Genomic DNA, 22,459 nt, shown 5'->3' with positions numbered 1-22,459 from the left:
CTCAGTTCTCCTGCGGCTGAGGATGCGCAGTCAACCAGTTCGCCAGACGGCAATATTGTGCAACGCTGATATTCTCCGCACGTAGCGTCGGATCAATCTCCATTTCTGCCAGCGCGTCGGCAGAGAACAGATGACCCAGGCTGTTACGCAGCGTCTTACGACGTTTGCCGAAAGCTTCTGTGGTGATGCGACTCAGGGCACGAATATCGTCAACCGGGTGAGGGATCTGCGCATAAGGCATCAGACGCACCACGGCGGAATCGACTTTCGGTGCCGGGGTAAAGGATTCTGGTGGCACTTCCAGCACCGGGATCACCTGGCAGTAATATTGCGCCATGACGGTCAGACGGCCATAGGCTTTGCTGCCAGGACCGGCAACCAGGCGATTCACCACCTCTTTTTGCAGCATAAAGTGCATGTCCTGGATGGCACCGGTATAGCTGAACAGGTGGAACATCAGGGGGGTGGAAATGTTATAGGGCAGATTACCAAACACGCGCAGCTTTTGCCCTTTTTCCTGCGCATAGGCGGCGAAGTCAAAGGCCATGGCATCCTGCTGGAAAATGGTCAGCTTAGGGCCAAGAAAAGGGTGAGTCTGCAAACGCGCGGCCAGGTCACGGTCAATTTCAATGACCGTCATGGCATCCAGACGTTCCCCTACCGGCTCGGTAAGCGCAGCAAGGCCGGGGCCGATCTCAACCACCACTTCACCCTTCTGTGGGTGGATGGCATTAACAATACTTTCGATAATGTACGGATCGTTAAGGAAGTTCTGTCCAAAACGTTTGCGGGCAAAGTGGCCCTGGTGAACGCGACTATTCATTACTGCTCTTAATCATGGTAATGGCGAGGTTAAGCGCCGTCTTAAAGCTGCCCGCATCAGCCTGACCGCTTCCGGCCAGCTCAAGAGCTGTGCCATGGTCAACAGACGTGCGGATAAATGGCAGACCGAGGGTGATATTCACCGCCCGACCAAAGCCCTGATATTTTAGCACCGGAAGTCCCTGATCGTGATACATCGCCAGCACCGCATCGGCATGTTGCAGATATTTCGGCTGGAACAACGTATCAGCAGGCAGCGGCCCGGTCAGCCGTATTCCGCGCTGCCGGAGTTCTTCCAGCGCCGGGATAATGACGTCTATCTCTTCACGACCCATATGGCCGCCTTCACCCGCATGCGGATTCAGACCGCAGACAAAAATATGCGGCGCAGGCAGACCAAACTGGCGTTGCAGATCCGCATTCAGGATGGTGATCACCTCATGCAGGCTGTCACGTGTGATGCTGTCCGCAACCTCTTTCAGCGGCAGATGGGTGGTGGCCAGCGCCACGCGCAGCTCCTCCGTTGCCAGCATCATGACCACGCGTTCACACCCGGCACGTTCAGCGAAGAATTCAGTATGCCCGCTGAAAGGAATACCCGCATCGTTAATCACGCCCTTGTGGACCGGTCCGGTGATCAGTGCGGCAAACTCGCCGCTCAGGCAGCCGTCGCAGGCGCGGGCAAGCGTGGCCAGCACGTATTGACCATTCTCGACGCAGAGCTCACCCGGTACGGCAGGCTGCGCCAGCGGTACCGGCAGCACGGTAAGGGTGCCGGCCTGCTGTGGCACTGCGGGACGGTCCGGCTGATAGAGGCGCAGAGTCAGGGGTAAATGCAAAGCTGCCGCGCGGGTGCGCAGCAGCTCAGGGTCGGCACAGACAACCAGCTCAACCGGCCAGTCTTGCCGGGCCAGTTGAACGATTAAGTCGGGACCAATCCCGGCGGGTTCGCCGGGAGTAATCACCACGCGTTGGCTACTGCGCATTCGGATCCAGAATCTTCACGTAGGCAGCCGCGCGCTGTTCCTGCATCCAGGTCTGCGCTTCTTCGGAGAACTTACGGTTGAACAGCAGGCGGTAAGCACGCTCTTTCTTCGCTGCATCGGTCTTATCGACTTTACGGGTATCCATCAGCTGTATCAGATGCCAGCCGAAGGAGGAGTGCACCGGACCGCTCATCTGGCCTTTCTGCAGGCGCAGCAGGGCATCACGGAAAGCCGGGTCGAACACCTCCGGTGAGCTCCAGCCGAGATCGCCGCCCTGGTTCGCTGAACCTGGATCCTGCGACAGCTGTTTCGCCGCATCAGCGAAGGTCAGCTTGCCGCTTTTGATCTCTGCGGCCACTTCCTGCAGCTTCTGGCGTGCCTGATCGTCAGTCATGATCGGCGAGGGCTTGAGCAGGATATGGCGTGCATGAACTTCAGTTACCGAGATGCTCTGGTTATCACCGCGCATATCGTTCACTTTCAGGATATGGAAACCCACACCCGAACGGATCGGACCAATGATGTCACCTTTCTTCGCCGTCACCAGCGCCTGAGCAAACAGGGATGGCAGCTCCTGAATACGGCCCCAGCCCATGTTGCCGCCTTTCAGCGCCTGTGGGTCGGCAGAGTAGGTGATTGCCAGCTTGCCGAAATCAGCGCCGGACTTCGCTTCGCCAGCCAGCTGTCTGGCCAGGCTTTCCTGGTCATCCACCTGCTGCTGAGTCGGGTTCTCTGGCAGTGGCAGCAGAATGTGGCTCAGGTTCAGCTCTGTACCGGCATCATTCTGTGACGCCAGCTGCGTAGCGAGCTGATCCACTTCCTGGGGCAGGATGGTGACGCGGCGGCGAACTTCGTTGTTGCGCACTTCTGAGGTGAGCATCTCCTTACGGATCTGCTCACGGTAGGTGGCATAGTTCATACCATCGTACGCCAGACGGCTGCGCAACTGATCGACACTCATTTTATTCTGAGCGGCAATGTTACCGATCGCCTGGTCCAACTGGGCATCGGACACCTGAATACCGGCCTGTTTTGCCATTTGCAGCAAAATATTATCCATCACCAGACGTTCAAGGATCTGGTGACGCAGGGTTTTGTCATCCGGTAGCTGCTGACCTGCCTGCTGCGACTGGCCTTTTACGGACTGCATCATGCCATCCACATCACTTTCCAACACTACGCCGTTATTCACTACAGCAGCAACTTTATCAACAACTTGCGGGGCTGCGAACGCCGTGTTGGCTGTCAGGGCTGCACCGAGGATCAGCATTCTCCAGTTCTTCATACTTTTTCCATTCTTCTATCCGCACTGCGGGTTTGCCTACCAAACATCACAACATCAGAAAGCGCGTTGATAGGGCAGGATGCCCTGACGCAGCATCTGACCGGTACCTAACCCATAGCTTGGGCTGAGGCCACGCAGTTCAATGTTGAACGAGATTTTATTGTCGTACTTACTGTTGTCGTTTTCCCAACCGTTGATCTTACGTTCGTAGCCAAGGCGGAGCGCATAGCAACAGGAGCTGTACTGCACGCCAATCAGCTGATCGGCAGCCTGGTTGGCTTTGGTATCATAATACCAGGCCCCAACGACAGACCATGCATCAGCAATTGGCCAGCTGGCAGTAGCACCGATCTGCGAAATCTCCTGCTGCCAAAGCGGGTTATTTAAGCTGGTCAGCGTTTGCTGCACATACTCCTTGCTGGTGTAGCGGTAGTTCAGCTGGATCATCCGGTCTGCATCCCGGCGGTATTCCAGTACGGCATTACCCTGCGAAATATCATTCAGGTTAGTGTCATATTGCAGTCCGCCGCGCGCTGCCCACCGGTCACTGATCTTCCAGTAACTGTCGCCAGCCCATACCAGGCTCCCCCTGTCATCGTCGCTCGTGGTGTTTAACCCGGTACGAGCCGGGGTGAACGAGTAGATTTGACCAATGGAAGCGTTAAAACGTTCAACCAGTTGATCATCAAAAATTCGCGAGGTGACACCGGTGCTGACCTGGTTTGCGGAGGCGATGCGATCCAGACCGCTGTAAGTGCGGTCACGGAACAGGCCCGTGTAGTCACTTTGCAGCAGCGTAGAGTCATAGGCACGGATATCACTCTGGTCGCGATACGGCGTGTAGAGGTACTGTACGCGCGGTTCCAGCGTCTGGGTGTACCCTTTTGCCCAGTCCATGTCGCGGTCAAATACCATCTTGCCATCAACTTTGAACTGCGGCATCACGCGGTTGACCGAGTCTTTTAACTGATTGTCACTGTTGCCCGACAGAGAGTTGTAGTACTCAATATTGTCCTGCTGATAATGCGTGGCCAGCAGTTTGGCTTCGGTGTTCAGGCTTCCCCAGCCGTTTGACATCGGTAAATCAATCGTCGGCTCAAGGTGCAGACGCGTGGCGTCCGGCAGCTTCTCATTGACGTTGGTGAATTTTACCGCCTGGGCATACAGATGAGTATCAAACGGGCCGACATCATTCTGGTAATAATTAATATCGAGCTGAGGTTCGGCGCGATAGACGTCACGGGTCGCATTGGTCGAGAAAATCTGGAACTGTTTAGTCGACAGCGTGGCATCCCAGTTGGTATCAGCGTAGCCAATACTGAACTTCTGCGTGACGTAACCATCGGTGGTGGAACCGTACGTGGAGTCGAGATCGTTAAAATAGTACGGATCGCTGACTTTGGTGTAGTCAGCATTGAAGCGCCAGTGCTGATCGTAAACGCCGGTATGGCGCCAGTAGAACAGCCAGCGGTTGGAATCTTTATCGTCCGGATGCTCTCGGTTATACAAACTGTCTGAACCGAGGTAGTCGAACTGCATCAGGCCCTGGCCGGCAACGGTCAGGTAGCGGAACTCATTCTGCCACTGCATACCACGGCGGCTGATGTAGTGTGGTGTCAGCGTGGCATCGGCCTGTGGCGCAATGTTCCAGTAATACGGCAGCATAAATTCGAAGCCGGTATTACTGCCGTATTTCGCATTCGGGATCAGGAACCCGGAGCGGCGCTTGTCGCCGACCGGCAACTGCAGGTAAGGGCTGTAAAATACCGGCACCGGACCGATTTTAAAGCGGGCATTCCAGATTTCAGCCAGCTGTTCATCGCGGTCGTGGATCACTTCAGAACCCACCACGCTCCAGCTGTTTTGTCCCGGCAGGCAGGACGTGAACGTGCCATTTTCCAGGATCGTGTAGCGGTTATTATCACGCAACTTCATCTGGTCCGCGACACCGCGCCCCTGGCGACCCACCATCTGATAGTTACCGTTCCAGACGTTGGTATCTTTGGTATTCAGATTGGACCAGGCTTTCGGACCTTTCAGGATGACCTGGTTGTCATCATAGTGCACATTACCCAGGGCATCGACGGTTCGCGTCGGCGTCGTTTGCCCGTTAAGCATTTTTTGATGCAGCTGAACTTCATCGGACTGCAGGCGGCTGTTACCCTGACGGATATCAACATTACCCGTAAAGACGGCGTCATCAGGATAGTTGCCTTTGGCGGTATCGGCATCGATGGTGACGGGCAACTGATTCGTCGCCTTTCCCTGCACCAGAGGACGGTCGTAACTGGGCACCCCAAGCATACACTGTGATGCGAGGTCATCGGCCAACCCTTGCTGGCTGTAAAGAGCTGTACCAATTAACGTGGCCAGCAATGTAGGTAGTCTTTTATTCATACGCGGTATCGAGAATTCCGTAATCACTGGCATCATGCCGACAAACGGTCAGAGACTAACGTACTCAACTGCATTGCGCTAGTCATACCCTTAATCTTTCAAGCATATGTTGAGTTTGACAGCGCTCCTCTCCCGGGTCACCTGTTTTTAGTCGGTGTGCGGGTTTAGCCCGGAACTGCCTTCTGCTTCTTGAAATCATTCGGGTATACTTCTGATTGTCTGGCCGCGTACCAATAGGCTGTGAGAGAAATGACAGGTATGATAATGCAATTTTTAGCCTTCAGCATGGCGAATTGAGGAGTATATGCGCTATTGGGGAAAAGTTTTGGGTCTTGTGCTGGGTTTATTGTCCGGCGCGGGCTTCTGGGGCGTGGTTTTTGGCCTGCTGGCCGGACATCTGATTGATAAAGCGCGCTCACCTGCCCGTCAGGGATATTTTGCGAATCAGCAGACCCGCCAGGCGCTGTTTTTCCGCACCACATTCCAGGTGATGGGGCATCTGACGAAATCGAAAGGCCGGGTCACGGACGCCGATATTCAGATGGCGTCGCTGTTAATGGATCGTATGCAGCTTGATGCGGCCGGACGGGCGGCAGCACAGCAGGCCTTTCGTGAAGGTAAGCAGGGCGACTATCCCCTGCGCGATAAGCTGCGTGAACTGCGCAGCGCCTGCTTTGGCCGCTTTGACCTGATCCGAATGTTCCTGGAAATTCAGATTCAGGCCGCCTTTGCCGACGGTTCGCTGCATCCCAATGAACGCCAGGTGTTGTATGTCATCGCTGAGGAGCTGGGTATTTCCCGGGCGCAGTTTGACCAGTTCCTGCGCATGATGGAAAGCGGCCAGCAATTTGGCGGCGGGGCGTATCAGGGCGGATCTTCACAGGGTGGATTTGCCGGCGCCCAGCGCGGGCCTACGTTGGACGATGCCTGCAGCGTACTGGGGGTCAGGAGTAGCGATGATGCCACCACCATTAAGCGTGCCTATCGTAAGCTGATGAGCGAACATCATCCGGATAAACTGGTAGCGAAAGGTTTACCACCGGAGATGATGGAGATGGCGAAGCAGAAAGCGCAGGAAATTCAGGGGGCATACGACCTGATCAAACGCGAGAAAGGATTTAAATAATCGGTGAAAGAGGGCGAACCGAAAAAAGGTTCGCCCCGTGCCGGATTAAAATTCCGCTGGCTGACGGAATGTCATTGGTGTGCCGTACTGCGGATGAGTAATGCTCAGACTCTCTGCATGCAGTTGCAGACGGGGGGCCATCATTCTGGCTTCATCGTGCGCATAGAAGTTATCTCCCAGTATCGGATGCCCCAGCGCCAGCATATGCACGCGCAGCTGATGAGAACGGCCGGTAATCGGCTTCAGCTGTACGCGGGCGCTGTTATCACTGGCGTAATCCAGCACCTGATACTCTGTCTGTGCCGATTTCCCGGTGTCAAAACAGACTTTCTGCTTAGGCCGGTTCGGCCAGTCACAGATTAGCGGTAAATCCACCACCCCTTTCTCCGGCTGCGGATGTCCCCAGACGCGTGCCACATAAGTTTTCTGTGGTTCACGCTCGCGGAACTGACGCTTCAGCTCCCGCTCGGCAGCTTTGGTCAGCGCCACCACGATAACGCCGCTGGTGGCCATGTCCAGCCGGTGAACCGATTCTGCCGTCGGGAAGTCACGCTGGACGCGCGTCATGACGCTGTCCTTGTGCTCATCCAGACGACCCGGTACGGACAGCAGCCCGCTGGGTTTATTGATCACCATGATGTGCTCATCCTGATAGAGGATATGCAGCCACGGCTCCAGCGGCGGATGATAGGGTGCCATCATCATTTACTGGTGCGTCACAACAATCAGACGCAGCGCATCAAGACGCCAGCCTGCATCGTCAAGGTTGGCCAGCACCTGTTCACGATTACTTTCCAGTGCCTCAATTTCATCCTGACGGATATTGGGATTGACGGCGCTCAGAGCCAGCAGACGCGACAGTTCCGCACTCAGTTTCTCATTGGCCTCGCTCCTTGCCGCATCAATCAGCTTGCGTGCTTCGACGGCGGCCTGCTCTTCTGACAGCTTGATGATCTCGTGTACGTCCTGCTGCACCGCATTCACCAGTTTGCTGCCGGTGTGGCGGTTTACCGCGTTCAGCTGACGGTTGAAACTTTCAAACTCGACTTTGGCTGCAAGGTTGGTGCCCTTACGGTCAACCAGCATGCGCACCGGGGTGGGCGGCAGGAAGCGGGTCAGCTGCAGATGCTTCGGTGCCTGAGCCTCCACGACGTAGATCAGCTCAACCAGCAGGGTGCCGACGGGCAGCGCCTTGTTCTTCAGCAGCGAAATCGCGCAGCTGCCGGTATCCCCGGAGAGGATCAGATCCAGACCATTTCGGATGATGGGGTGTTCCCAGCTTACGTATTGCGCATCTTCACGCGACAGTGCCTGGTTACGGTCAAAGGTAATGGTACAGCCATCTTCCGGCAGGCCCGGGAAGTCGGGCACCAGCATATGGTCGCCAGGGGTGAGGATAATCAGGTTATCACTGCGATCTTCCTGGTTAATGCCGACAATATCAAACAGGTTAAGGGCGAAATTGACCAGCTCAATGTCGTTATCCTGTTCGGCGATCTTATCTGCCAGCGCCTGCGCTTTTTCGCCGCCGTTAGAGTTCAGTTCCAGCAGACGGTCGCGTCCCTGTTCCAACTGTACTTTCAACGCATCGTGCTGCTTGCGGCACGCCTGGATAAAGTCATCCAGTCCTTCGGTATTTTCCGGAGCAGCCAGATACTCGATCAGCGGCGCATAGACGCTGTCGTAAACGGTACGACCGGTCGGACAGGTGTGCTCAAACGCATCCAGCCCTTCGTGATACCACTTCACCAACACGGACTGCGCGGTCTTTTCCAGATAAGGAACGTGGATCTGGATATCGTGCGCCTGGCCGATACGGTCAAGACGGCCAATTCGCTGTTCCAGCAGATCCGGGTTGAAAGGCAGATCGAACATTACCATCTGGCTGGCAAACTGGAAGTTACGGCCTTCTGAACCGATTTCTGAGCACAGCAGAACCTGAGCGCCGTCTTCTTCGGAGGCAAACCACGCGGCTGCCCGGTCACGTTCGATGATTGACAGGCCTTCATGGAACACGGCGGCACGGATGCCTTCGCGCTCGCGCAGCACCTGCTCAAGCTGCAGTGCCGTTGCGGCTTTGGCGCAGATCACCAGCACCTTCTTATCCCGGTTACTGGTCAGGAAGCCCATCAGCCATTCAACGCGCGGGTCAAAGTTCCACCAGGTACCGCTGTCGCCTTCAAATTCCTGATAAATCTGCTCCGGGTAAAGCATATCGCGGGCGCGTTCATCGGCAGATTTACGGGCGCTCATGATGCCGGAAACTTTGATCGCTGTCTGATACTGTGTAGGTAACGGCAGGCGAATCTGATGCAGTTCGCGTTTCGGGAACCCTTTTACCCCGTTACGGGTGTTACGGAACAGGACGCGGCTGGTGCCGTGACGGTCCATCAGCATGCTGATCAGCTCCTGACGGGCTTCCAGCTTGCCTTCACGATCGCTGTTTGCTGTTTGCAGCAGCGGCTCAATATCCTGTTCACCCATCAGGTCGTTAAGCAGGTTCAGTTCATCGTTGCTGATGGTTTTGTCCGCCAGCAGCATGGCTACCGCATCGGCAATCGGACGGAAGTGCTTCTGCTCTTCAACAAACTGGGCGAAATCATGGAAACGATTGGGGTCAAGCAGACGCAGACGGGCGAAATGGCTCTCCATGCCCAGCTGCTCTGGCGTGGCGGTCAGCAGCAGGATCCCCGGGATCTGCTCGGCTAACTGTTCAATAACCTGGTACTCGCGGCTTGGTGCCTCTTCTGACCACACCAGGTGATGGGCTTCATCGACCACCATCAGGTCCCACTCGGCATCCGCCAGTTTTTCCAGGCGCTGCTTGTTGCGGCGGACAAAGTCCAGCGAACAGATAATCATCTGTTCCGTTTCAAACGGGTTATCGCTGTCGTGCTGCGCTTCGGCATAGCGGTCATCATCAAACAGCGCGAAGCGCAGGTTGAAGCGGCGCAGCATCTCAACCAGCCACTGGTGTTGCAGGGTTTCCGGCACCACAATCAGAATACGTTCAGCACGGCCTGCCAGCAGCTGCTGGTGAATGATCATCCCGGCTTCGATGGTTTTCCCTAAGCCCACCTCATCGGCCAGCAGTACGCGCGGCGCGTGGCGGCGGCCAACATCGTGAGCGATATGCAACTGATGGGGGATCAGGTTGGTACGCATTCCGCGCAGGCCGCTGGTGGCCAGGCGATACTGCTCACTCTGGTACTTTCGCGCGCGAAAGCGCAGGGCAAAACGGTCCATACGGTCCAACTGCCCGGCAAACAGGCGATCCTGCGGTTTGCCAAACACCAGTTTGCTGTCCAGCATCACTTCACGCAGAACGACGTTTGCTTCTTCGCTATCAAGCCGGGTGCCGACATAACTGACCACGCCATTGTCGGTAATTACCTCGTCAACCTCCATCTGCCAGCCTTCGTGGCTGGTGATGGTGTCACCGGGATTGAACACCACGCGGGTGATCGGTGAATCACTTCTGGCGTAGAGACGGTTTTCGCCCGTGGCAGGAAAGAGCAGGGTAACCATACGTGTATCTACGGCAACCACAGTTCCCAATCCCAGTTCGCTTTCCGTATCGCTTATCCAGCGCTGACCAAGTGTAAAAGGCATAAATATTCGGCTCGATTCTCGTCTAGTTTATTTTCGGCAATAGCACTGCTGCCCGGTAAAGAGTGCCCGGCGATGAATGCACACAGTCTGCACAGCAGCTTCAAGTATGAGGGTGTTGATACTCAGGAAGGGCGCTATGGTACTGGAAGGCTGCCCGTTCGTCACCTGTCAAAAAAGCCCCAGCTGTCCAGTGACCAGTGTAGCAAAGTCATCCTGCATAAAGGGCAGGATGCCATCGGCTACCGGCTCCAACTGCCGTGTGAGGTAGTGATCGTAGTCCAGCGGCGTGAGGCGGGCTTCCAGCGGCTCGGGGCCTGACGTCGCCATTACATAGCGGATCTTCCCCCCTTTCTGATACAGCAGCGGCCGGCCCAGCTTCTCATTCTGTTCATCCGCAATACGCGCGGCACGCACGTGCGGAGGCACGTTGCGCTGATACTCGCCCAGCGGGCGACGCAGGCGCTTGCTGTAAGTCAGCTGATCGTCCAGCTCGCCCTCCATCAGCTGGCGCACGGTTTCAAGGATATAATCCTGATAAGGCTGTCCGGTAAAGATGCGCAGATAGAGCTCCTGCTGAAATTTCTGTGCCAGTGGCGTCCAGTCAGTACGGACGGTTTCCAGCCCCTTAAACACCATACGCTGATTATCCCCGTTACGGATCAGGCCCGCGTAGCGTTTTTTGCTGCCCTGTTCAGCGCCGCGTATGGTGGGCATCAGAAAGCGGCAGAAGTGGGTTTCGTACTCCAGTTCCAGCGCGCTGTCCAGATTGAACGTTGTGCGCAGATGCTCCTGCCACCACTGATTGACCCGGTTCACCAGACGGTGGCCAATGTCCGCGGCCTGTGTTTCATCGTGGGCCGACTTCAGCCAGACAAAGGTCGAGTCCGTATCGCCATAGATAACGTCATAGCCTTCGGCTTCAATCAGTTCACGGGTCTGACGCATAATATCGTGGCCACGCATCGTTATTGACGACGCCAGGCGGGGATCGAAAAACCGGCAGGCGCTGGTACCCAGTACGCCGTAGAAGGCATTCATAATGATTTTCAGCGCCTGCGAAAGGGGCTTGTTGCCCTGTTTTTTAGCTTCTTCACGGCCCTGCCAGATCTGGTTCACAATGGCGGGCAAACAGTGGGTGGTGCGGGAGAACCGCGCCCCACGGTAGCCGGGGACAGAGTCGGACTCATCCGGATGTGCCATCCCTTCGACCAGTCCCACCGGATCAATCAGGAAAGTGCGGATGATCGAGGGGTACAGGCTTTTATAATCCAGTACCAGCACCGAGTCATACAGGCCGGGGCGCGAGTCCATCACGTATCCGCCCGGGCTGGCTTCCGGCGCCACATCCCCCAGGTTCGGCGCGACAAATCCCGCACGGTGCATGCGCGGCAGATAAAGATGGCTAAATGCAGCAACGGAACCCCCGTGCCGGTCAACCGCCAGACCATTCACTGAGGCGCGCTCCAGCAGGAAGGGCATCAGCTCGGTGTGCTGGAAAATTCGGGTAACCAGCTCACAGTCCTTCAGGTTGTAATGGGCCAGCGCAGGCTTATCTTCCGCAAAACGCTGGTTAATTTCTTCCATGCGCTGCCAGGGATTATTGATGGCTTTGCCCTCTCCCAGCAGTTCGCGCGATACCGCTTCCAGGCTGAAAGACTCGAAGTTCCAGAACGCGGATTTCAGGGCATCGATACCATCAATAATCAGCCGGCCGCTGGCCTGGGCAAAGAAGATCCCGGGCTTGAAACCGTGTTCACGCCACTCGAGTGCCGGGCTGTGCCCGCGTCCCAGATTCAGGGGAATGCCGTAACGGTCGGCGTGTTTTTGCAGGACACGCAGATCAAACTGTACGACGTTCCAGCCGATCAGCACGTCGGGATCGTGGCGTGCAAACCAGGCATTGAGTTTTTCCAGCAGCAGCGGCCGGCTGGCAACGTACTCCAGATGAAAATCGAGCGTGCTGGCATCGCCGTTTTCCGGGCCGAGCATATAGACATCTCGCTGGCCGCAGCCCTCCAGCCCGATGCAGTACAGCTCACCGTGACGGGTGGTTTCAATATCCAGCGAGACCCATTTCAGCGGGGGACGATAGTCCGGATGGGGTTTCAGCCGGGTATTGACCAGACGATCTCCGGCGGGCTGACCGCTGAACCAGACCGGTGCGGTAATGAAGCGCTCCATCAGAAAACGATCCGGCGGGCGCACGTCGGCTTCATACAGGGTGATGCCCTTTTCCCGCAGCAGTTTTTCCAGCCGCTGGAGCTGGCGCTGCTGACGGCAGTACAGTCCTACCACCGGCCGCTGGCGAAAATCTTTCATCTCAAGGGGAGCAAAGCGCCAGTGACGCTCGCCGGTCAGCAGTGCGGCGGCGGCAGCCTGCTGTTCGGCAGGGATAAATGCCACCGACTCCTGCGGAGGCAGTACCACCTGCTGAGGTCCCGTATCGGTTGCCAGCCATAGCGTGATTTCACTGCCTGCGGGGGTGTCCCGCCAGTGGCGAGTTAACAGAAATCCTGCACGTGCGTCGTTCACCTTTTCTCCTTAAGATTTCAGGCTGCTCTGCGTTGGCGGCACTGACTGGCCCCCATTACTGACTTCAGTCAGTGGAGGGAGCACCTTCATTTGCCGCCCTGATACCACTCGAATGATGGTGGTGACAGGCTGCCAGAAGCTCAATAATAGCATGTTTATTTATACAGTGTTCATGCGGGGGTTCTCTTATGCTACGTTCCCATACAAAACAGGCCTTGACGCTTGACTGAAGCCTCTGGACAATCCGGGATTCTGTTAATCAGTTTGGAACATTATGGAAGCCTGGCTACAACATTTAATCACCCAGTCGCTGGCCTGGTCTCTGCTGGCCGTCGGGCTGATCACTTTCTTTGAATCACTGGCGCTGGTCGGATTGCTGTTACCGGGTACGGTGTTGATGGCATCCTTTGGTGCCCTGATTGGCAGCGGGCAGATTGGCCTGTATCCCGTCTGGGCCGTCGGTACGCTGGGCTGCCTGCTGGGAGACTGGGTTTCCTACCTGATTGGCTGGCAGTTTAAAGGGCCGCTGCACCGCTGGTCGTTTATAAAAAAACACCAGAAGCTGATGGATAAAACGGAACATGCGCTGCACGCACACAGCATGTTCACCATTATTGTGGGCCGTTTTGTCGGGCCGACCCGCCCGCTGATCCCGCTGGTGGCGGGAATGCTGGAGCTGCCGATACGGAAATTTATTCCTCCTAATATCATTGGCTGCCTTCTCTGGCCACCGCTCTATTTACTGCCGGGCATTCTTGCCGGTGTCGCAATCGACGTGCCGAAAGACGCCAACAGTGCGATGTTTAAGTGGCTGTTACTGGGCGTGGCGATCCTGGTCTGGCTGGGCTGCTGGCTCTGCTGGCGCTGGCTGCGCGCCAAAAAACAGAACGACTGGGCGACAGAGTATTTGCCGCGAACGCGTCTGCGCTGGCTGGCTCCGCTGGTGATGATCCTGGCAGTGGCCAGCTTCACGGCCCTGCAGTTCCACCCAATGATGCCGGTTTTCCGCCACCTACTGTGGGACGTGTTCTTCTAAGGTTATCCCCAGCACTGTCGCTTCCGGTACGGCACCGCGCTGCAACTGCGCGGTGCTGCCATCCCAGTAAACCCGTCCGTCGACAATCAGCAGGCTACGCGGGGCAATCGCGGCGGCGTCTTCAATGCTGTGCGACACCATCAGCAGGGTAATATTCCGCTCGGTACAAACCTCATCCACCAGGCCGAGCATCTCTTTACGCAGGGCCGGATCCAGTGCAGAAAAGGGTTCATCCAGCAGCAGTATCGGCTGCTGACGGACCAGGCAGCGGGCGAGAGCGGCACGCTGACGCTGGCCGCCGGAAAGCTGGTGCGGCAGACGGTGTAAATGTTCCGTCAGCCCGACGCGCTGCGCAATGTTCTGTAACGCGTGCTTTTGCTGGTGGTTCAGTTTCAGCCCGGGATGTAACCCCAGTCCGATATTCTGCGCCACGGTCAGATGGGGGAAGAGGTTATTTTCCTGAAACAGCATGGATACCGGACGCTGCGCGGGAGCGCTATTGCGGTGATCGCTGCCATACAGTATCAATTCGCCGCCGTTGACCGGCAGAAAACCGGCGATCAGGCTCAGCAGGGTACTTTTTCCTGCCCCGCTGGGGCCCAGGATGGCCAGTCGCTCCCCCGCCTGCGCGCTGAAGGTAAAGCGCATCGGCAGATGATGATACAGCCAGGTCAGATTAGTCAGATTTAGCATGGTTCCCCGGCAGTTTTTCAATCAGGGTGAACAGCAGAAAGCAGAGCAGCAAAAGTAACAGGGCGGTAACCGCCCCGTCGCTGCTGCGATAGGAGCCGATCTGCTGATAAAGATAAAACGGCAGGGTGCGGAAGTGCTCATTGCCAAACAGTGCCACTACGCCAAAATCGCCAATCGACAGCACACAGGCAAAGGCGAGCGCCTGGGCCAGCGGGCGTTTCAGGGCGCGCAGCTCAATCAGCCGCAGGCGGTTCCAGCCACGAATATCCAGCGACAGGCACAGCGGGTTATAACGTGCTGCGACATCACGCAGTGGGTTTTCCAGCACTTTCATCGCATACGGCACTGCCATCAGTGCATTCGTGACGATGACAATCCCTTCTGCAGAATCCGGCAGCCCGATGGTCTGGTTGAGTAACAGGAAAAAACCGGTGGCCAGCACAATTCCCGGCATCGCCAGGATGAGCATCCCGCTGAGTTCCAGCGTCTGGCCCCACAGCGGCCGCTGGCGCAGGCGCAGTTCACGGCTGCTCCACAGCAGCATCAGCGTCAGCACCACGCTGAGGATCCCAGCGCCCAGCGCAATGCGTAGCGAGGTGAACATCGCCTGCCACAGTGCAGGCTGGTGCAGGACGCCGCTTAACCCCTGATTCAGTCCGTCGGCCACCACCGCCAGCAGCGGTGGCAGGATCAGCAACACCATGCTGGCGATCAGTAGCCCGTCAAGCAGGCGGGCAGGGCCGCTGTCCTGCGGGTTGCGCCAGCCCCCGAGGCTGTCACTTCCCGTGGGCAGCACCTTACTCAGCCGCTGGCTTAACATCACCAGACCGAGGCAGCACACCATCTGTATCAGCGCCAGCAGGGCGGCTCGCCCGGGATCGTAATCAAAACTCAGTGCCTGGAAGATCGCCAGCTCAATGGTGGTCGCGCGCGGGCCGCCCCCGAGGGACAGTACCGTCGCAAAGCTGGCAAAACACAGCATAAAGATCAGCGCCCCGGCGGGCAGGAGCTGCCGCCGCAGCCACGGCCATTCGACAAGGCGAAAATGCGCCCAGCCACTCAGTCCCAGTTGCGCGGCGATCTGTCGCTGTTCACCGGGGATCTGCTGTAAGGCCTGGAGCAGCAGGCGCGTAGCCAGCGGCAGATTAAAGAACACATGGGCCAGCAGGATCCCCTGCAGGCCATAGGGGGTGAATGAATAACCAATGCCGAGCAGGGCGCAAAGCTGTGCCAGCCAGCCGCTGCGGCCATACACACTGAGAATACCAAACACGGCGACCAGTACCGGCAGCACCAGCGTCATAGCACACAGCCGCAGCAGCGTGCCGCGCCCGGGAAAGCGACGGCGGTAAAGTGCACGCGCCACGGGAATAGCCGGAAGAACCGACAGCAATGCCGATAGCAGCGCCTGCCAGAAGGAGAAGCGCAGCACGTGCCACAGGTAGCTGTCCTGCCACAGTCCGCGCCAGTCCGTGGCGGGCGCGTTTTGCCACAGGGCGGAAAACGCCAGCAGGGCCACGCTGACCAGCAGCAGCCCGGCCAGCAGGCCCGGGACTAACCAGCCAGGAATTAGCGGCTGACGGCGCGTTGCCATGCACTAATCCATTGGCTGCGTTGGGTAGCAACATCCTGCGGGCTGAACTGCAACGAGGTGGCCGGCACGGTCAGGGTATTGAACCCTTCTGGCAGCGCGGTTCGGGTAGCCGGATACATCCAGTTGCCGGTTGCAATGGTTTTCTGGAAGGGTTGTGTCATCACGAATTGCATAAATGTGTGTGCCAGTTCAGGTTGCTTACTGGCTTTTAACTGCCCGGCCACCTCAACCTGAAGATAGTGGCCTTCACTAAAGTTTGCCGCGGCGTACTGATCTTTCTTCTCTTCAATCAGATGATAAGCGGGCGAGGTCGTGTAGCTGAGCACCATATCACTTTCCCCTTTCAGGAACAGACCGTAGGCCTCGCTCCATCCTTTTGTCACCGTAACGGTCTTCTTCGCCAGCTGCTGCCACGCTTCCGGGCTCTTATCGCCGTAAACTTTCTGCATCCACAGCAGCAGGCCAAGCCCCGGGGTGCTGGTGCGCGGATCTTCATAAATCACCTTCAGAGGACGGTCGCTCTCGACCAGTTCCTTCAGGCTTTTCGGCGGGTTCTGCAGCCGGGTCTTGTCATAAACGAAAGCAAACCAGCCGTAGTCATAGGGGACGAAAGTTGTGTTCGTCCAGCCGCCCGGCACGGTAGCATCTCGGGTGTCTACCTTTGACGGCGCAAACAGGCCGGTTTTTTCGGCCGCATCCAGCAGATTGTTATCCAGCCCCAGCACCACGTCGGCTTTGCTGTTTTTCCCTTCCATACGCAGGCGGTTGAGCAGCGAGACACCGTCTTCCAGCGCGACGAATTTCAGCTCACAGTTGCACTGTGCTTCGAAGGCTTTTTTAATCGCCGGCCCAGGCCCCCATTCGGCAGAGAAGGAGTCGTAGGTGTAAACCGTCAGGGTATCTTTCGCCGCGAGGGCAGGCAGGGAAAACAGCGCCAGCAGAGGGAGTAATTTTTTCAACACTTTGCGTTCCTTTAAGGGAAAATGCGCAAAGGATCTGAGTCAGTGACACTCTCAAATCCCTACGCCGGTATGATCCGGATCAGGTTCGACGGGTTTTTCTCAGCGAAAACGTGCTGCGCAGACATTGACCCGGCATCGGGCAATATCACAGCAGGGTGTTCGCACCCCGTTGAGAACGGCTTATTCTAGTGGTTTCGTCTTTGTTACGAAAGCGTCATGATTCGGGCGGCGCAAACCAGGCTGATTTAAAGTCAAACCAGCCGAGGGTATTCATGCGTACGCCGCGCATGCTTCGCTGGCCGTGCAGCAGCAGCCAGTGATGGAACAGGGGATGCAGGTAGTTACTGTCTATCAGCTGTTTGCTCCAGTCTGCCAGTGGCAGGGTCTGTTCACGCCACTGCCGCGCATCATTTTCCCAGTCGGTGGGCACACAGTGGTGCATCAGTGGGATCTCATACAGCAGCGAAAACAGGGAAAACTCCAGCGGTAGCGTGAAGTTGGCGCTACCCAGCCAGATGTCACTTTCCGCCTCACCGCGATACCAGCTTTCGTAGTCAATTTCCTGCGTAATGAGCGTGACGCCGTGCGCGGCAAGGATCGGCCCCAGCGCGTTGGCGATCCCCTGATGCTCAATATGATCGCTGTACCAGGTAATGGTCAGTGACGTCAGGCCTGCGGGTTTTTCTGCGGTCGCCATTGAGCGTCGGTGATGCCAGCGCGGCAGCAGGCCATAAGCCGGGAACCAGTAGCGCTGATAGGCGATGCCGCTGTGGTTAAGCAGGGCAATCGGGTTAAAAATGGTGCTGATCCAGCGGCGCAGCTGTTCATTGCGCCCCTGCTCAGAGCGCTGGTCGAACATCAGAAAATAGCAGCCCTCTTCCAGACGACTCTCTTCCGACTTCTCATCCGTATTCTCACTCTGCAGTTTGACCCCGGAGTAGACCAGCTCATCGCTTATCTCCGGCAGAACCCAGATATTGACCTCATCTATCAGCGCCCGGTAGCCGAAGTAGTCATCAAAGGCGGAGATACGCAGCTGGCTGTGCTGATTGCGTTCCACCGCGTAGGCCCCGGTGCCGACCGGCTGGCGGGCAAAGTTGCGCATATGCGGCCACTCTTTTGGCAGGATCATCGCGCTGACGCTGCCCAGCAGCCACGGTAGCCAGTTATCGGGCTGGTGCAGATAAATATCCAGGGTCCAGGGCGTGTGGCACTCAATCCGGTTTAGGTGGCTGTAAAGTGGCTGCGTTTTCAGGCGTTCCAGGCTGGCGATAACATCGTCGACGTCCAGCTCACGGCCGTGATGAAAGTGGATCGCCGGACGCAAAAAGAAGCGCCAGTGGTCCGGGGCAATCTGCTGCCAGTGATGGGCGATATCCGGCTCGATTTCCCCGTTTTCCTCATTTATCCGCGCCAGCCCGTTGAAAATCTGCCGGGCAAGGTGCGTTTCAGAGCGGCGCAGCGGCGTTCCGGGCAGCAGATTGAGCAGGGGACGATAGTAGAGCACGCGAAGAATGTGTTTTCCCTGACGGAAACTGCGGCCCAGATGGGAGAGCAGCATCTGGCGCACGCGGTTTTTATCGCCGACTAGCTGCACCAGCTGATCGATGCGATCCTGCTCCAGCAGATCCTCAGCCCGCTGCTGCTGCAGCGCCAGCCCGGTATAGCGGAAGGTCAGACGCGATCGCTTGCCGCGCCCGGCCTCGGCCTGCCACTCCAGCCACCCCTGTTCCTGCATGGCATTCAGCAGGTTGCGCATATGGCGGCGTGAGCAACTGAGCTGTACCGCCAGGTCGCTGAGGGTGGTCTCCTGAGGCTGACCATCACAGCACTGCCAGAGCCGGATAAATTGCTGCTGTAAACGGGGTGAGGACATAAAAGAGGAACCCTGTGTTAAAAGCTGTCTGTTTTTCCTGCCTTATATTACGGTGATAATGGCTGCAGATGAAAGAGTGGGAGGCATTCATATCTGAATGGCACTTGATCATCGTTATTCATTTCCCTGCTATTAAGGGTATTCTGAGTATGGTGCTTTTCACCAGCCAGCTGGCTTCGGCATAGCTGGCTTTTTTCGTGGGTTTTCTTCTAAGCTCTGGGGAGCTATCCGCATTGTCCCGTCACTGAGGCCTTATTCATGTCATCGCTCTTTAGCCGTCGTATTCATCCGGTGTATCTGGCATTTATGGCGGTTTCTTTTATGGTCGGCATCGCCGGCGCGCTGCAGGCCCCGACGCTGAGTCTGTTTCTCAGCCGCGAAGTCGCAGTCCGGCCGTTCTGGGTGGGGCTGTTTTACACCGTCAATGCGGTCGCGGGGATTGTGGTCAGCCTGCTGCTGGCAAAGCGATCCGACACCCGGGGCGATCGGCGGATGCTGATCCTGTTCTGCTGCGTAATGGCGACAGGCAACGCACTCCTTTTTGCCTTTAACCGTCATTATCTGACGCTGGTCACCGCTGGTGTTTTTCTCTCTGCTATCGCCAGCGTGGCGATGCCGCAGATTTTCGCGCTGGCGCGGGAATACGCTGACAGCTCTGCCCGTGAAGCGGTGATGTTCAGCTCCGTCATGCGTGCCCAGCTTTCCCTTGCCTGGGTAATTGGGCCGCCGCTCTCCTTTGCTATCGCGCTGAATTACGGCTTTACCGCCATGTTTCTGCTGGCAGGGCTGCTGTTTATGGTCTGCGTCGCGCTGGTCTGGTTTACCCTGCCCTCGGTGCCGCGCGCTGCGGTATCCGCGGGCGTGCCGATTACGGCGATTAGTGGCTGGAAGAGCCGCGATGTGCGCATGCTGTTTATCGGATCGGTGCTGATGTGGACCTGTAACACCATGTACATCATTGATATGCCGTTGTATATCAGCAGCGTACTGGGGATGCCGGATACGCTGGCCGGGTTGCTGATGGGCACTGCGGCCGGTCTGGAAATTCCGGTGATGCTGCTGGCGGGCCATTATGTTAAGCGGCTGGGTAAACGCAATATGATGCTGGTGGCGATTGGCTGTGGGGCACTGTTTTACCTTGGCCTGGTGCTGTTTCAGAGCCGGACGGCGCTGATGGTGCTGCAGCTGTTTAACGCGGTGTACATCGGCATTATTGCCGGAATAGGTATGATCTGGTTTCAGGACTTAATGCCCTCACGGCCGGGAGCGGCGACCACGCTGTTTACTAACAGTATTTCGACCGGCGTGATCCTGGCCGGGATTATTCAGGGGGCGCTGGCGGAAACCTTCGGCCATCACGCTGTTTACTGGGCCGCATTAGGGCTGGCACTGATGGCGCTGGCATTATCATGGCGGGTACGGGAAAAAAGGGTGATATAGCAGGGCCTTCGACATGCGGCGACGGAACACCCTATCAGCCCCTGAACAGCGTCAGGGGCTAAACGGCTGTTACGCCCCCGCCAAATTAACGCAGAAACGCGTGCTGTTTTTGCTCGTAGGCCGTGATATCTGCGTCGTGCTGTAGCGTCATACCGATGGCATCCAGCCCGTTAATCAGGCAGTGGCGGCGAAAACTGTCGATCTCAAAGGGATACACTTTCTCACCGACCCGCACCTGCTGTTTTTCCAGATCGACAGTAAACCGGATCCCCGGCTGGTCGGCGACCCGCCGGAACATCTCATCAATTTCCTCTTCACTCAGTGTCACCAGCAGAAGCTGGTTGTTGAATGCGTTATTGGCAAAAATATCGGCGAAGCCGGAGCCAATAATCGCCTGAATACCATAGTCGGTCAGCGCCCAGGGCGCATGCTCGCGTGACGATCCACAACCAAAGTTTTCCCGGGTAAGCATAATACTGGCACCGCTGAACTCGGGTTTATTCAGCACAAACGCCGGGTCTGGGATCTGCCCTTCAGCATCGGTGTAGCGCCAGTCAAAAAACAGATTGCGGCCAAAACCGGTGCGCGTCACCATCTGCAGGAACTGCTTAGGGATGATCGCGTCGGTATCAACGTTAGCGGCGTCCAGCGGCACCACAACACCACTGTGTTGAGTAAATTTCTTCGCCATAAAAGTTCCTTAAATCAGCTCACGGATATCAGCAAAGTGGCCGGCGACCGCAGCAGCGGCGGCCATCGCCGGGCTGACCAGATGCGTTCGCCCGCCGCGTCCCTGACGGCCTTCAAAGTTGCGGTTGCTGGTGGACGCACAGCGTTCGCCCGGGCTGAGGCGATCGTTATTCATGGCCAGACACATAGAGCAGCCAGGCAGACGCCATTCAAACCCGGCATCAATAAAGATTTTATCCAGACCTTCTTCTTCGGCCTGCGCTTTTACCGGGCCGGAGCCGGGCACCACGTAGCCCTGCACACCCGGTGCAATTTTATGTCCTTTCACCACCGCCGCCGCTGCGCGTAAATCCTCGATGCGTGAGTTGGTACAGGAGCCGATAAACACTTTATCTATCGGCACCTCAGTCAGGCGAACCCCGGGTTTCAGATCCATATAAGCCAGGGCTTTTTCCGCCGAGGCGCGTTCTACCGGATCGCTGAAGGAGGCGGGATCGGGGATCGGGTCACTGACGGCAATGACCTGCCCCGGATTGGTTCCCCAGGTCACCTGCGGCGCGATCTCAGCCGCGTCCAGCGTCACCACTTTATCGAAATGCGCACCGTCGTCGGTTTTCAGCGTGCGCCAGTAGTCGACAGCCTGCTGCCAGGCCGCGCCTCTGGGGGCAAAACGACGGCCGTTCACGTAGTGGAAGGTGGTGTCGTCCGGAGCAATCAGTCCGGCTTTGGCACCCAGTTCGATCGCCATATTACACAGCGTCATGCGGCCTTCCATGCTCAACGCGGCGACGGCTTCCCCGCAGAACTCCACGACGTGGCCGTTCCCCCCGCCACTGCCGGTTTTACCGATAATCGCCAGGGCAATATCTTTTGCCGTGATACCCGGCGCAGTCTGACCGCGGACTTCGACCTTCATGGTTTTCGCCCTGGCCTGTTTTAGCGTCTGCGTCGCCAGCACATGCTCCACTTCTGACGTGCCGATACCAAAGGCCAGCGCACCCAACGCGCCGTGCGTAGAGGTATGCGAGTCGCCGCAGACAATGGTCATGCCAGGCAGTGACAGGCCCTGTTCCGGCCCCATCACATGCACAATGCCCTGGAACTGATGGCTGAGGTCAAACAGCTGTACGCCAAAGGCCTCACAGTTTTTTATCAGCGCAGACATCTGAATCCGCGCCATCTCACCGCTGGCGTTGATGTCACGCGACTGGGTCGAGACGTTGTGATCCATGGTGGCAAAGGTCTTAGACGGCTGACGCACCGTGCGACCGTGTGCACGCAGGCCGTCAAAGGCCTGCGCCGACGTCACCTCATGAACAAGGTGCCTGTCGATATAGATCAGCGGCGTTTCACCGGGTGCTTCGTGCACGACATGCGCATCAAACAGCTTCTCGTACAGTGTTTTCAT

General features: G+C 57.2%; 16 protein-coding genes and 1 riboswitch. Of the genes, 3 read left to right on the top strand and 13 right to left on the bottom strand.

The window, feature by feature from the left end; translation table 11 throughout:
* Position 1 precedes the first annotated feature (1 nt).
* Genes rsmA through lptD form a run of 4 tightly spaced genes read right to left on the bottom strand, consistent with a single transcriptional unit; the run spans position 2 to position 5,526 of the window.
* Positions 2-823, bottom strand: a complete 822-nt coding sequence (gene rsmA / locus K6L24_RS17845; RefSeq protein ID WP_062747471.1) for a 16S rRNA (adenine(1518)-N(6)/adenine(1519)-N(6))-dimethyltransferase RsmA — start codon at positions 821-823, stop codon at positions 2-4.
* Positions 816-1,808, bottom strand: a complete 993-nt coding sequence (gene pdxA / locus K6L24_RS17840) for a 4-hydroxythreonine-4-phosphate dehydrogenase PdxA (RefSeq protein ID WP_062747473.1) — start codon at positions 1,806-1,808, stop codon at positions 816-818. The genes rsmA and pdxA overlap by 8 nt, the downstream gene beginning before the upstream one ends.
* Positions 1,798-3,093 carry a peptidylprolyl isomerase SurA gene (gene surA, locus K6L24_RS17835; RefSeq protein ID WP_062747475.1) on the bottom strand — a complete coding sequence of 432 codons (1,296 nt, stop codon included), beginning with the start codon at positions 3,091-3,093 and terminating at the stop codon, positions 1,798-1,800. The genes pdxA and surA overlap by 11 nt, the downstream gene beginning before the upstream one ends.
* A 54-nt stretch (positions 3,094-3,147) precedes the next feature.
* On the bottom strand, positions 3,148-5,526 hold the full coding sequence (gene lptD, locus K6L24_RS17830) for an LPS assembly protein LptD (protein ID WP_118664650.1): 2,379 nt from the start codon (positions 5,524-5,526) through the stop codon (positions 3,148-3,150).
* 268 nt (positions 5,527-5,794) lie between these two features.
* Here lptD and djlA point away from each other — a divergent pair, with 268 nt between their 5' ends.
* Positions 5,795-6,616 (top strand): co-chaperone DjlA, encoded by an 822-nt coding sequence (djlA, locus tag K6L24_RS17825; RefSeq protein WP_062747480.1) that lies wholly within the window; start codon positions 5,795-5,797, stop codon positions 6,614-6,616.
* A gap of 45 nt (positions 6,617-6,661) precedes the next feature.
* On the opposite strand, the gene rluA is transcribed toward djlA, so the two are convergent.
* The 3 genes from rluA to polB all read right to left on the bottom strand — a co-directional run bounded on the left by rluA (position 6,662) and on the right by polB (position 12,760).
* Positions 6,662-7,321 (bottom strand): bifunctional tRNA pseudouridine(32) synthase/23S rRNA pseudouridine(746) synthase RluA, encoded by a 660-nt coding sequence (gene rluA / locus K6L24_RS17820; protein ID WP_118664648.1) that lies wholly within the window; start codon positions 7,319-7,321, stop codon positions 6,662-6,664.
* On the bottom strand, positions 7,322-10,228 hold the full coding sequence (gene rapA, locus K6L24_RS17815; protein WP_118664647.1) for an RNA polymerase-associated protein RapA: 2,907 nt from the start codon (positions 10,226-10,228) through the stop codon (positions 7,322-7,324).
* A 168-nt stretch (positions 10,229-10,396) separates the two neighbouring features.
* Positions 10,397-12,760, bottom strand: coding sequence for a DNA polymerase II (gene polB / locus K6L24_RS17810; protein WP_191927758.1), 2,364 nt, complete (start codon positions 12,758-12,760; stop codon positions 10,397-10,399).
* 274 nt (positions 12,761-13,034) lie between these two features.
* On the opposite strand from polB, the gene K6L24_RS17805 reads away from it, so the two are divergent.
* Complete coding sequence (locus tag K6L24_RS17805) at positions 13,035-13,796, top strand: DedA family protein (protein ID WP_222681691.1); 762 nt, start codon at positions 13,035-13,037, stop codon at positions 13,794-13,796.
* On the opposite strand, the gene thiQ is transcribed toward K6L24_RS17805, so the two are convergent.
* The 4 genes from thiQ to sgrR form a co-directional block, all read right to left on the bottom strand.
* Positions 13,773-14,489: a thiamine ABC transporter ATP-binding protein ThiQ gene (gene thiQ / locus K6L24_RS17800; protein ID WP_118664644.1), complete on the bottom strand. Its 717-nt coding sequence runs from the start codon at positions 14,487-14,489 to the stop codon at positions 13,773-13,775. The two genes, K6L24_RS17805 and thiQ, sit on opposite strands and share 24 nt — an antisense overlap.
* Entirely contained in the window at positions 14,473-16,083 is a 1,611-nt protein-coding gene (gene thiP / locus K6L24_RS17795) for a thiamine/thiamine pyrophosphate ABC transporter permease ThiP (protein WP_222681690.1), read from the bottom strand. The genes thiQ and thiP overlap by 17 nt, the downstream gene beginning before the upstream one ends.
* Positions 16,059-17,045: a thiamine ABC transporter substrate binding subunit gene (gene thiB / locus K6L24_RS17790; RefSeq protein WP_187509305.1), complete on the bottom strand. Its 987-nt coding sequence runs from the start codon at positions 17,043-17,045 to the stop codon at positions 16,059-16,061. Before thiB ends, thiP begins: the two co-directional genes overlap by 25 nt.
* Before the next feature lie 38 nt (positions 17,046-17,083).
* Positions 17,084-17,224, bottom strand: a riboswitch (TPP riboswitch).
* A 35-nt stretch (positions 17,225-17,259) separates the two neighbouring features.
* Positions 17,260-18,921 (bottom strand): HTH-type transcriptional regulator SgrR, encoded by a 1,662-nt coding sequence (gene sgrR, locus K6L24_RS17785; protein ID WP_062747496.1) that lies wholly within the window; start codon positions 18,919-18,921, stop codon positions 17,260-17,262.
* Positions 18,922-19,179: 258 nt separating this feature from the next.
* Between sgrR and K6L24_RS17780 the strand changes: the two genes are divergently transcribed.
* Entirely contained in the window at positions 19,180-20,361 is a 1,182-nt protein-coding gene (locus K6L24_RS17780) for an MFS transporter (RefSeq protein WP_062747498.1), read from the top strand.
* A gap of 85 nt (positions 20,362-20,446) precedes the next feature.
* Here K6L24_RS17780 and leuD read toward each other — a convergent pair whose 3' ends face one another.
* Both leuD and leuC read right to left on the bottom strand, forming a co-directional pair.
* A complete protein-coding gene (leuD, locus tag K6L24_RS17775) occupies positions 20,447-21,052 on the bottom strand; it encodes a 3-isopropylmalate dehydratase small subunit (RefSeq protein WP_118664640.1) in 606 nt (201 codons plus the stop codon).
* Positions 21,053-21,061: 9 nt separating this feature from the next.
* Positions 21,062-22,459: a 3-isopropylmalate dehydratase large subunit gene (gene leuC, locus K6L24_RS17770; protein ID WP_062747502.1), complete on the bottom strand. Its 1,398-nt coding sequence runs from the start codon at positions 22,457-22,459 to the stop codon at positions 21,062-21,064.

Origin of the sequence: Erwinia persicina (genome assembly GCF_019844095.1) — a bacterium.
In the GTDB taxonomy this organism is placed as follows: Bacteria; Pseudomonadota; Gammaproteobacteria; order Enterobacterales; family Enterobacteriaceae; genus Erwinia; species Erwinia persicina.
This window is presented reverse-complemented; position numbering and strand designations above follow the sequence as displayed.